The 12,543-nt window shown below is 43.7% G+C and carries 10 protein-coding genes; 3 read left to right on the plus strand and 7 right to left on the minus strand.

Annotated elements, in window-relative coordinates:
- Window positions 1-83 precede the first annotated feature (83 nt).
- Window positions 84-1,778: a YdiU family protein gene (locus GFB48_RS10460; protein WP_163935031.1), complete on the plus strand. Its 1,695-nt coding sequence runs from the start codon at window positions 84-86 to the stop codon at window positions 1,776-1,778.
- A 116-nt stretch (window positions 1,779-1,894) separates the two neighbouring features.
- Here GFB48_RS10460 and GFB48_RS10465 read toward each other — a convergent pair whose 3' ends face one another.
- From GFB48_RS10465 to pabB, 5 genes are all read right to left on the minus strand, one after another.
- Window positions 1,895-2,971, minus strand: coding sequence for a heparin lyase I family protein (locus GFB48_RS10465; RefSeq protein ID WP_163935034.1), 1,077 nt, complete (start codon window positions 2,969-2,971; stop codon window positions 1,895-1,897).
- Between the two features lie 192 nt (window positions 2,972-3,163).
- A complete protein-coding gene (locus GFB48_RS10470) occupies window positions 3,164-3,421 on the minus strand; it encodes a hypothetical protein (RefSeq protein WP_163935037.1) in 258 nt (85 codons plus the stop codon).
- Between the two features lie 325 nt (window positions 3,422-3,746).
- Window positions 3,747-5,147, minus strand: a complete 1,401-nt coding sequence (gene asnS, locus GFB48_RS10475) for an asparagine--tRNA ligase (RefSeq protein ID WP_163935039.1) — start codon at window positions 5,145-5,147, stop codon at window positions 3,747-3,749.
- A gap of 148 nt (window positions 5,148-5,295) precedes the next feature.
- Window positions 5,296-5,865 carry a CoA pyrophosphatase gene (locus GFB48_RS10480; RefSeq protein ID WP_163935042.1) on the minus strand — a complete coding sequence of 190 codons (570 nt, stop codon included), beginning with the start codon at window positions 5,863-5,865 and terminating at the stop codon, window positions 5,296-5,298.
- Entirely contained in the window at window positions 5,852-7,237 is a 1,386-nt protein-coding gene (pabB, locus tag GFB48_RS10485) for an aminodeoxychorismate synthase component I (RefSeq protein ID WP_163935045.1), read from the minus strand. The genes GFB48_RS10480 and pabB overlap by 14 nt, the downstream gene beginning before the upstream one ends.
- Window positions 7,238-7,377: 140 nt before the next feature.
- Between pabB and GFB48_RS10490 the strand changes: the two genes are divergently transcribed.
- Both GFB48_RS10490 and GFB48_RS10495 read left to right on the plus strand, forming a co-directional pair.
- Window positions 7,378-8,886, plus strand: coding sequence for a fumarate hydratase (locus tag GFB48_RS10490; protein WP_163935047.1), 1,509 nt, complete (start codon window positions 7,378-7,380; stop codon window positions 8,884-8,886).
- 281 nt (window positions 8,887-9,167) lie between these two features.
- Entirely contained in the window at window positions 9,168-11,210 is a 2,043-nt protein-coding gene (locus GFB48_RS10495) for a S9 family peptidase (protein ID WP_163935050.1), read from the plus strand.
- 91 nt (window positions 11,211-11,301) lie between these two features.
- Here GFB48_RS10495 and GFB48_RS10500 read toward each other — a convergent pair whose 3' ends face one another.
- Together GFB48_RS10500 and GFB48_RS10505 are read right to left on the minus strand one after the other, a co-directional pair.
- Window positions 11,302-12,021, minus strand: coding sequence for an SDR family NAD(P)-dependent oxidoreductase (locus tag GFB48_RS10500; protein WP_163935053.1), 720 nt, complete (start codon window positions 12,019-12,021; stop codon window positions 11,302-11,304).
- The gene (locus GFB48_RS10505; RefSeq protein WP_163935056.1) at window positions 12,014-12,535 is read right to left on the minus strand and encodes a 6-carboxytetrahydropterin synthase; all 522 of its coding nucleotides are present in this window, start codon (window positions 12,533-12,535) and stop codon (window positions 12,014-12,016) included. The genes GFB48_RS10500 and GFB48_RS10505 overlap by 8 nt, the downstream gene beginning before the upstream one ends.
- Window positions 12,536-12,543 lie beyond the last annotated feature (8 nt).

Below are 12,543 nucleotides of genomic sequence, written 5' to 3' on the forward strand. Positions count from 1 at the left end.
AACAAACATAGGCTTTTTGTTTGTCTCGGCGTATTATGTTTATCATCAGCTTCGAGCTTGCCGTATCAAGGGAAATAAGCAATATGGCCGAAAAGATCAATCAAACTAAAATTACTAATATTGAGCAGTTTGCCAATACTGCAAGTTATTCTTTGCTTGAGTCACTTAACTGCGATCCCCATGCCACTGCAGACGGTATAGACTTTCAACCAAGGCAAGTGTTCTCTGGCCACTATGTTCCCGTGCAACCTACGGCAATTGACAACCCTGTTTATATTGCCCACTCAGCGGCATTGTTTAACGAGTTAGGCTTAGATAACAGCCTCGCTCAAGACCCAATCTTTAAACAACTATTCTCAGGTGATACTTCACAACTGCCTGAAGGTATGAATAAGTTAGGTTGGGCAACCGGATATGCGCTTTCTATTTACGGTACTGAATATAACCAGCAGTGCCCTTTCCAAACCGGCAATGGCTATGGCGATGGCCGTGCTATGTCAATTTTTGAAGGGGTGTTTGAAGGAAAGCGCTGGGAAATGCAATTAAAAGGTGGCGGCCCTACCCCTTATTGTCGAGGCGCCGATGGCCGCGCAGTATTGCGCTCAAGCGTGCGTGAGTTTTTAGCACAGGAATACATGCACGCCCTTGGAGTACCAACCAGTCGTTCGTTATCTCTATTTGCCTCAACCACAGAGACAGTGAGCCGTCCATGGTATACAGAAGGTTCACGCAGTGAAGATCCCGATATTATGGTAGATAACCCGGTAGCCATTAGTACCAGAGTAGCACCATCGTTTTTACGGGTTGGCCAGTTAGAGTTATTTGGCCGCCGGGCCCGCACCTTTGCCAATCCAAACCAATTGGCTGAGTTAAAACAAATTGTCAGCCATATAATTGAGCGCGAATACCGCGACCAAATTGATGCTAGCCTGCCCTTAAGTGAGCAAATTGTATTACTGGCCAGCCACTTTAGTGAACGCTTAAGCTCACTGATTGCTAATTGGCTACGCGTGGGTTTTTGCCAGGGCAACTTTAACAGTGATAACTGTGCCATTGGTGGCTTTACTCTAGATTACGGCCCATTTGGTTTTTGCGAACATTTTGAACCGTTCTTTCAACCTTGGACCGGTGGCGGCCGCCATTTTTCATTCTTTAACCAGCCAGCTGCAGCGCAAAAAAACTTTGAAAGCTTCTGCGGATCTCTAGAGCATTTGCTAAAAGGCGATGAACAAGCCTTAGCTCAGCTTGAGCAATTGCAGCAACAGTTTGGCACGCTTGTTCAACACAAAGTCGATGCCATGTGGGCCAGTAAACTGGGATTAGAAACTGCGGATGAAGATTTACTTAAGTCCTTATTCACCCTCATGATGAAAAGCCATGTCGACTACACCATTTTCTTTAGGGAGTTATCATCCTTACCAAAAGATGTCAGCGGTTTAGGTAAATGTTTTTACACTAACCTCAATGATGAAATGGCGCAGCAGTGGAATGAGTGGTTAAGCCAATGGCATGGTTTGCTTGATAACCGCCAGAGCAATGAACGTATTTCTAGCAAAATGAAGCTGGTCAACCCTAAGTATACTTGGCGTGAATGGTTAATCGTGCCCGCCTACCAACAAGCAGCTCAAGGGGATTACACATTAATACAAGAGCTACAGCAATTATTTGCCGCTCCCTATGATGAACAAAGCCAAGAATTTGAAGAAAAGTATTACCGCCTAAAGCCACTGGACACCTTCAACCTTGGTGGCGTAAGTCATTACAGCTGCTCTTCGTAACAACAACAGCATTGACAAGTTAAAGCATTGGCCTTCCCATAAACGATAGATGCCATTGAGTTCGCAATAACAATGCCCTAATTGAAAAGCTTCAATTAGGGCAGCAGAGGTCACCATTAATGCAAATGTTGCACTGGTGATTTTCTAGTACGGGCGATTTGACGTTGGTAATTACTGTGCTCAACCATAATGCCGTTACGACCTGGCTTATAAATACCAAATTTAAAGTAAGGGCCTAAAATATCATTTTTGCCAATATTGCCTTGCCAATCAGCCACCATTTTGCCATCAAGCCAAATTTTTATATGACCGGGTGTTAGCACCTCATCCTCTGCTAAAGAATATTCACTATAATGAATTTCAACCTTAAAATTCATCCACTTATCTTTAGTTATTTGACTAACAGGTAACTTCCAAACTAAAGCTCCCTGTTTTGACCCCTTGCTAATGGTTTTGCCAAGGGGGGAAGTGGCTTTAGGCTTCACCTTAGTGAGGGAGTCCGAGCGACGGGCATTTTCCGAACGCACAATCATATGTAAATAGCCATCACCTAGACGCAATGCCGCAATCGGACCACCAGCGGCACCATCAATTAGGATATTTTCCACTTTGTTGGTGCGGCGATTAATGGCCTTTTTATCTTTTCTGAATTGATACTGCTGTTGCAGAGTATAAAATTCATCAATACTCAGGTACTGGATAAGGCCATCCTTTTCAATCAAAGTACGGTCCGGACGGCCATGCCATTGGGCGACGATACCCTGGCTGTTTTTATCTAGATTTTGTGGGAACTTGGTCGACCATGAATAGGTAACAGTATCACCATAGTGACCAACATCGACATTTAAATAGGCATCTTTGATCGCCAATACTTTTTCTAATCTTTCTGCTGAAAGCTTATCAAGGGTATCAAATCGACCAAAAGCTTCGGTAAACTCAATGCGATTTACCTTATTTGATTTTGCATGAAATAAATAACTGGGTTCACCATTTGGCCCCCCTTTCGGGTTTCGATAGACATGGGCGCCTTGGTTAGGCTTATTCCCAACAATGCCCCAGACACCATCAATGATATCCTGCTCCAAAGCCACTTGTGTTTGAGCAACAATTCTTGATTTAAGCTCAACGGGAGCTGCCAGAGAGTCTGTTGCGAACAAGGCTAACAATATCAATACTACTTTGTTATTCTTCATAAATATTAACAACCACAATGATAAAAATTCAAAATACTCCATTACTGAAAATACTAACAAGCAACGAATTACAAATAATCGATTTATTCTAAATATGAATCAAAATCAGTAAATTGATGTTTACAAAGCTAAAAAGCCAGCCCTTAATCTAGGCTGGCTTTAGCACCATGTTGTATAAATACTAAACCTTGATTACTTGCCGTGGCAAGCCCTCAGGCGCTCTTTGGCACGCTCATATGCTTTTTGCTTCTGCTCACAACGTTTATTGGCATTTTTCATTTCATCGGCGGTTTTATCTTTCCAAGACTTAGAAGCGGCGTTGCAAGCTCTATCTCTTGCTTGTGCGGCTCGTTCAGCAGCCTTAACCTGCGACTCACAGTTTGCCATCACTGGCTGGGCCAAACTCACAGTAAACAATAATAAAAATACTTTGCTGATTAAATGGTTCATTTAACAATCCTTTTGTTAGGGAGTGATCTTAATTGATAACAAGGACCCTATATTGCAACCTCAGCAATAACACCTTAAAGGGTGATTAAAATATAAACCATAATCTTTGGGTTTTCTCAGTTAATTGTAAGCAATCAGAAATATCCTTTAGTGATCACGATCGTTAGCAAATAACTCGATAGTGCTCAGCCAATATTGTTGCTGCCATTTTGAGTCGCGGCCATGACTAATAAACATGGCCACTTGTTGAGCAAATTTTAAACCTCGGATACAAAAAAGGATTGCCCATTGGCAACCCTTTTACATCCTCTGGCTAGAGCAGAAATTAGAAATTCGCGCTGCGAGGAGTACGTGGGAATGGGATCACATCACGCACGTTACCCATACCGGTAACATAAGAAACCAAGCGTTCAAAACCTAAACCAAAGCCTGCGTGAGGTACGGTACCATAGCGACGTAAATCACGGTACCAGCTCATGTGGTCTGGATCGATGTTCATTTCACGCATACGGGCATCAAGAATGTCTAAACGCTCTTCACGCTGTGAACCACCGATGATCTCACCAATACCAGGGGCTAACACGTCCATCGCGGCTACCGTCTTACCATCATCATTAAGACGCATGTAGAATGCTTTAATGTCTTTCGGGTAGTTTTTAACAATCACTGGCGCTTTAAAATGCTCTTCTGCAAGGTAACGCTCATGCTCAGATGACATGTCGATGCCCCACTCTACGTCAAATTCAAACTTCTTGCCTGAATCCAGTAGGATTTGAATCGCGTCAGTGTAGTCTACTTGAGCAAAATCAGACTCTACGAATTTTTCTAGACGAGTGATGGCTTCTTTGTCGATACGTTGCGCAAAGAACTCAAGGTCATCACGACGCTCTGCAAGAACGGCTTTAAATACATATTTAAGCATCTCTTCAGACAGCTTAGCGACCGCATCAAGGTCGGCAAACGCCACCTCAGGCTCTACCATCCAGAACTCAGCCAAGTGGCGAGAGGTATTAGAGTTTTCAGCGCGGAAAGTCGGTCCGAAAGTGTAGACTTTGCTTAAAGCACAAGCATAAGCTTCTGCGTTTAACTGTCCAGATACGGTTAAGAAGGTTTCTTTACCGAAGAAATCTTCGTTAAAGTCTACCTCTCCCTTATCTGTGCGTGGCAGATTGTTCATATCTAACGTTGATACCCGGAACATCTCACCAGCACCCTCGGCATCAGAAGCTGTGATCAGTGGCGCAGACATCCAAATGAAGCCTTGCTCGTGGTAGAAACGATGAATCGCTTGGGATAAACAGTTACGAACACGGGCAACCGCACCAATGACGTTAGTACGTGGACGTAGATGCGCCACTTCACGTAAATGTTCAATAGTATGACGCTTCGCCGCCATTGGGTAAGTATCAGGATCGTCTACCCAACCTACCACATTTACGTTCGTCACTTGAATTTCAACTGACTGACCTTTACCCATAGATTCAACTAGGGTGCCAGTAACTTCAACAGAACAACCTGCAGTCAGTTTTAAAATTTCGTTTTGGTAATTATTTAGAGAATTCTCAGCAACACCTTGGATGCCGTCAAAGCACGAACCATCATAGATATTTAAAAAAGAAAGGCCGGCTTTGGAATCACGTCGAGTACGGATCCATCCTTGAACGGTTACTTCACTGCCAGTTGTGTGTGCGCCTTTAAAAAGGTCGGCGATAGTTGCCACAGACATTGTTGATTATTACTCCAAATCATTAATTACATGATGAAAGGCTTATACTACCTATTATGCGTGTTTTCTCAAGAAGAAAAACACGCTAACAACCAATAAGTTTAAACTTAAAGATTGATATTTGTACTTTTTTATAAAAAACCTACTTCTAGGGTCGAATTTGATGCAGGAACTGCTGCAAAATAGCGCCTGTTGCTCCCCAAATCAAGCGCTGTTTATAAGGCAAAAAATCCAAACGATAATTGATATTATTACGTTCAATATTCAGTTGATGGAAATTACGCTTATCAAGGGCAATTTGCAGGGGTAAAGTAAAACAGGCGCTCACCTCTGCTTGATCGACTTTAGGCTGAAAGTTTCGGTCGATGAGCGCCACCACTGGCGTAATATCAAAGCCAGTATGGGTTTGATGATTGGGCAGTTTCCCTAAAAATTGGAGATGTTGAGGCAACAAGCCAATTTCTTCCTGCGCCTCACGAGCTGCTGTGGCGTAGATATCTTTATCATAAGACTCGACCTTGCCCCCAGGGAAACTTACCTGGCCAGGATGATGCTTCATATGTAGAGGTCTTTGGGTTAACCAGATTGCCGGACTAATATCATCGCTTATGCCGATTAATACTGCTGCTTGTTGCAGATTAGCGGGTACATTAGGAGGACTTGGCCAATCTACACATGGGCATAATTGAAAACGATTTATTAGCTCAGTTAATTTCATTGGACTCTAAAATCGGCAAAATTTTAGCTACCTTATCATAACTTTCCTGGTATTCCTCATCGCCATCAGAATCGACCACGATGCCGCCGCCAGCCCAACAATGGATCTTGCCCTGCTCAGCAATCAAGGTTCTGATGGTAATCGAAGTATCCATATCACCATTTTGGCTAATATAACCAATCGAACCACAATAAATATGGCGGCGACTAGGCTCAAGCTCTTCAATAATATTCATCGCCCGAATTTTAGGGGCGCCAGTGATTGAGCCACCAGGGAAGGCCTTGGCTAAGGCATCAATGGGGTGGTATCGACTATCTAATTTTGCCCTAACCGTTGATACTAGATGGTGCACCGCAGGAAAAGACTCAATATCAAATAATTTCGGTACCGTGACGCTGCCGGCAGCCGCCACACGTCCTAAATCGTTACGCAATAAATCGACAATCATCAGATTTTCAGCGTTGTCTTTAGGTGCAGACTGAAGTTGTGCAGCCAATGCCGCATCGGTAATAGGGTCTTGATGTCTTGGGCGAGTTCCCTTAATTGGCTTGGTTTCAATTACACCTTTATGTACCTGTAAAAAACGTTCAGGAGAAATCGACAATATCGCGTAGTCTTGATGGCGGATAAATGCCGAAAACGGCGCGCTATTATGGTGACTTAACTTTTGATAAGCCTGCCACTCATCCCCTTGATAAGTTGCGCTGAACCTTTGGGTTAGATTAATTTGATAACAATCCCCACTGGCAAGGTAATTTTGGACCTGATTAAACTTGGCTAAATATTGTTGTTTGCTTATCTGGTTATGCCATTTTGACGTTAACGCAAAGTGTTCAGTTGCACCACCTTGTTGCTGCTGCAACCACTGTATTCTTTTGGCCAAACCTTGTTGATCACCATAATGCACCATAGTGGCAATTTTTAGTTGATGATCGACAATAATGGCCCAATCATACATGCCTACCGCCATTACAGGCGCATCAATATCCGCAGTCGCTATGGTATCAATGCGTTCCATAGCCCGACCCAGATCATAACCGAACTGCCCTAACACTCCACCTGAAAATGGCAGATTAGAATCGATTTTGATTGGAAAAACTTGGTTTAAGAAATGTTTTACTAATTGAAACGGGTTATCCGCCATCTGCACTTTAGTCCCGTTATGGGTAATAGTGCTGGTGCATTTTCCTTTGCTAAAATAAGATTCAATGGTCAAGCGAGGATCGGCGCTAATAATATCATAGCGCGCATCAATGTGCTCAGCATTGGCAGAGCTCAAATAGGTCGCCCAAGGTAAATGAGCAATTTGGGCAAAATAATAATGCGGCTCATCCTGCCATTTGAGTATCTGTGTGTGCAGCGCAATCGTCATGAAAAACCTTAAATGTTATACCTCTAGCCCATTAAGGCGGGAAAGGGTATCATAGCTGACCAAAAGGATTAATAGCCAAAATGTATTACTCAATACATTTTGTTGAAAATAACAAGAACAACCCCAACGGAGTTGCCCAAATGAGCACTATCATTAAAAAAGCTGACTTTATTGACAGTATTGAAGATGCCCTACAGTATATTTCATACTACCATCCAAAAGATTTTATTGATGCTATGCACAGCGCTTACCTGCGCGAGCAAAGCCCTGCAGCAAAAGACGCCATGGCGCAAATTTTAATTAACTCACGTATGTCTGCTGAGGGTAAACGCCCATTATGTCAAGACACGGGTATTGTGACTTGTTTCGTTAAAATTGGTATGAATGTGCAATGGGATTCAGACCTGACGGTACAGCAAATGGTTGATGCCGGTGTCGCTAAGGCATACTCCAACCCGAATAACCCACTTCGAGCTTCCATCGTAAAAGATCCTGCGGGTAAGCGCATTAATACTAAAGACAACGCTCCTGCTGTTGTCCATATTGATATGGTAGCTGGTGATCAAGTCGAAGTAATGATTGCCGCAAAAGGTGGCGGTTCTGAAAACAAGTCAAAGATGGTCATGCTAAACCCATCAGACGATATTGCCGAATGGGTTGAAAAAACGGTTCCAACTATGGGTGCGGGTTGGTGTCCACCTGGCATGTTGGGGATTGGCATTGGCGGTACTGCAGAGAAAGCCGCGGTAATGGCCAAAGAATCACTCATGGACCCTGTGGATATTCATGAGCTACAAGCTCGTGGTGCGCAAACCACCGAAGAAGCCTTACGCTTAGACATTTTCGAACGTTGTAATAAGTTAGGCATTGGTGCTCAAGGTCTTGGCGGCATGACCACCGTTCTAGACATTAAAATTAAAAGCGCGCCAACCCATGCCGCTTCTAAGCCGGTTGTCATGATCCCAAACTGTGCCGCTACACGTCACGTTCATTTCCATCTCGATGGCAGCGGTCCTGCTGAACTGACCCCACCTAAACTTGAAGACTGGCCAGAAATTACCTGGGAAGTGGGCGACAATGTTAAGCGCGCTGATCTTAACAACATCACTAAAGAAGAAATCCAAACTTGGAAGTCAGGGGATACCGTTTTACTGTCAGGTAAAATTCTCACTGGCCGAGATGCCGCCCATAAACGCATTCAAGGTTTATTAGAAAGTGGTGAAGGCCTTCCTGAAGGTGTCGACTTTAATGGCAAATTTATTTACTACGTTGGCCCAGTAGACCCTGTTGGTGATGAAGTGGTTGGCCCCGCAGGCCCTACAACCTCTACCCGTATGGATAAATTCACAGAAATGATGCTCGCCGAGACTGGGCTAATGGGTATGATTGGTAAAGCGGAACGTGGACCAGCAACAGTGGCAAGTATAAAACACCATAAAGCCGTATATCTTATGGCCGTTGGTGGTGCCGCCTACCTAGTGGCTAAAGCCATTAAAAAGGCAAAAGTCGTTGCCTTTGAAGATCTTGGTATGGAAGCTATCTACGAGTTTGATGTGGTAGACATGCCTGTGACCGTTGCCGTTGATTCAGAAGGCACCAATGCCCATGATACTGGTCCTGCTATTTGGAAAGTGAAATTAGAAGGCTAGAACGGTTGACCTTTCGTACAGATATTATGTACGATTTCAGTTAAAGAAATAGCGAAGCTTTACAGCTTCGCTTTTCTATGTTGGCACATTAGCCAAAATTGACACCATAAAAAATACCCTAATCGCATAACGTTGTGGTTGATTAGCGTAATCGGCAAATCATGTTTTGCCTAACAATTGTTGCCTTATAAAAGGGGGCGGTGATTGCTTAAAAGTAAGCGTAAAATCAACAACAATTTCTTATGAAATACGACCTACAAACGGCCTTTTGGGAAATAATAATGAAAAACAATATCATTGCTGCCTTGCTTGGCGGCCTTTGTACAACGGCGGTTGCGGCACCGTTCGATGTGCATAAACTGACCACTTTAAACAAAATTCATTCTGCTGCAGTCTCTTCTGATGGCAAAACTCTCGTTTACGGTTTAAAACTGGTTGATGAGCAACGTCATGCTGTTTCAGATCTTTACCAGCTGGATCTTACTAAAGAACATGCCAAGGCAAAGAAAATTACCAGCCATAAAGGTACTGAGCATTCGGTTAGCTTCAGCAAAGATAACCAAGCGGTATACTTTATTTCTAGTCGAAGTGGTTCAGCACAGGTATGGAAACTACCTTTGACCGGTGGTGAAGCCGAGCAAGTGACGGACTTTGAACTGCCAATTTCAGGTTTCAAATTAGATAATAGTAACGACCTCATGGTGGTGTACACCCAAACATTCCCTGAGTGTGACACCGCTAAGTGCAGCAAAGAAAAGTTTGCAACTGAAGAAGCGCGCAAAAGCGATGGACGTGAATATACCCAATTGATGGCTCGACATTGGGATACATGGGACAATCATGCCCGTAATCATCTATGGCTAGGTAAGTTAAATGAAAGTGGCCAATACACGCAATTTAACGACATCACCCAAGGATTAGACACCCATACTCCACCACTGCCATTTTCTGGTTTAGAAGAAGTTAGCTTCTCCAAGGATTCTCAGTATCTGGTCTACACCGCCAAAGCGCCAAGTAAAGATCAGGCATGGTCAACCAACTATGACCTATGGCAAATTGAATTGGCTACAGGCAAGACCACTAACCTTACCCCAGCCAATCAAGCTTGGGATGCCCACGCAACCTTCTCCAGTGACGGTCGTCACATGGCCTACTTAGCCATGAAAAAGCCGGGATTTGAGGCGGATCGCTTTCGCATCATGCTGCGTGACCTAGTCACAGGCCAAGAGCGTGAAGTTGCTCCCTTATGGGATCGTAGCGCCCACGATCTTCACTTTAGTCAAGATGGCAAAACACTCTATGCAAGTACCTATGATTTAGGTCAAGTTAGCATTTATAGCATCGATACCAACTTAGGCAAAGTAACTGAATTGGTGGATAAAGGCAGCAATTCGATTGTGGCAATTGCAGGGGATACACTGGTTTACAGTCACAAAGCCCTTGATAAGCCAGCTGACTTATATCACCTCAATTTAAACTCTTTTGCTACAGCTCAGTTAACTGAGGCAAACAGAGATAAGTTAAAAAATGTTGAATTTGGTGAATACCAGCAATTCACATTCAAGGGTTGGAATGATGAAACCGTTTATGGCCACTGGATCAAGCCTGTCGGTTATCAAGAAGGTCAAAAATACCCAATTGCTTATCTAGTACATGGCGGCCCTCAGGGCTCCTTTGGTAATAGCTTCTCTGGCCGTTGGAATGCGCAATTATGGGCAGGTCAAGGCTATGGTGTTGTCATGGTTGATTTCCATGGCTCTGTGGGTTACGGGCAAGAATTTACCAACTCAATCAGCCAAGACTGGGGGGGCAAACCGTTAGTTGACCTTAAAAAAGGCATGGCTGCCGTGACCAAACAACAACCATGGCTGGATAAAAATAACGCCTGTGCCCTAGGGGGGTCTTATGGTGGCTATATGATGAACTGGATTGCGGGTAACTGGAACACAGGCTTTAAGTGTCTAATTAACCACGCTGGTTTATTTGATATGCGTTCATTTTACTATGTCACTGAGGAGTTATGGTTCCCAGAGCATGAGTTCGGTGGCCCATATCACGAAAACAAAGCACTATACGAGAAGTTCAATCCTATTAACTATGTCGAAAACTGGCAAACACCGATGCTGGTAATCCATGGTGAAAAAGACTTCCGTGTGCCTTATGGTCAAGGTTTAGCTGCCTTTACTTACTTGCAACGTAACAATATTCCTTCAAAGCTATTGATGTTCCCTGAAGAGAATCACTGGATCTTAAACCAAGAAAACTTAATCCAATGGTACGATAATGTGTTCGATTGGATGGATACCTATACGGGTAAAAAGTAGAAACTCGAAAGTGCAATGTCGTAAGTGACCCTTGTCACTGCTCGATACTAATCACTCGATTCTGAAATAGGGCCGCTAACGCGGCCTTTTTTTATACTTGTTTTTGCCCTAAATTGGCATGGATAACACTGCCATTAATCACTGGATTTTGACTGCAAAAGTACAGAGTGTTAGCGATTTCGGTAGGATCGACCAAACGGTGAAAACCATTATTACAGGCAATACTTTCCAGTAACTGGCGATCGCCCACATGACGATTTAACATCGGAGTATCGGTAAAACCTGGACACACCATGGCAGTATGTATGCCCTGTGCCATATAGCGACTTTGTAAATCCTGGCAGGTGGCGCGCATCATGCCTAAATTGGCATGCTTAGAGGTGACATAAGTGTAGCTGCCAGCTACCGCCTGCTCTGACAAGGTGGAGCCCACATACAAAATGCTTGAGCCGGGCTTCATATACGCTAATAGGATTTGGTTTAAGCGCTCTGGAGCAATGACATTAAGCTCTAGCGCGTGCCTAAAACTGTCAATATCTACCTGAGCTAAACAGTCTTTATTTAACACCGCCGCGTTATGAATGAGACAAATTTGGTTAGCAGCTGCAGCGGCTTGGATCAGCTGATTGATTATTAATTGGGGCCATTGGCCTTGGCTTAGGTCCAACGACAAATGTTGCAGTTTATCGCTCTCCATTGGGCAAGGCTTTCTGGAGATATTAATGACCCTGTAGCCCTGTTCAATAAAGTGCTGGGCACAAGCAAGGCCAATGCCACTGCTGGCACCTGTGATCACTAGCAGCTTATTCATGATAACCACCTTGAATATCGCTTGAAGTGAGATTTAATAAACGCTTCACCCTTTGTCCAGGACCCGAGGACATCTCTAATTCTAAGGAGGTAATACCTAACTGGTCAAGCAACTTAGACTGCTCAATTGTCGATAACATCAGTCCGGCTAATTCTTCAAGGCTGACATTAGTAATGGGCAACAATAAAGTATCACTCTTTAACAGCAGCATTTTTTCACCATTAAACTCAGCAGCATAATAATCCCCCTGCTCGCTCACCCGCATATAGGGCGAGTGCTCAGCTAATAGGGTGTATTCATCTAAGTCTTGGCAAAGTCTAAATAGGGCTGACTTTAACTCGTTGTAATTAAAGGCCATGCCGTTATTCTCAAGTTTACCCCCAGCCCTTACCCTGATGGCATAGTTATGGCCATGCAAGCGCTCGCGCTCGGTTTCAGAAAAAATAGTAAAGTGAGCTGCAGAAAAATGCAGATACTGGTTATCCACATCAATAATCACATTATCGTTAAGCATGACAACTC

The organism is Paraferrimonas sp. SM1919 (assembly GCF_010993985.1).
In the GTDB taxonomy this organism is placed as follows: domain Bacteria; phylum Pseudomonadota; class Gammaproteobacteria; order Enterobacterales; family Shewanellaceae; genus SM1919.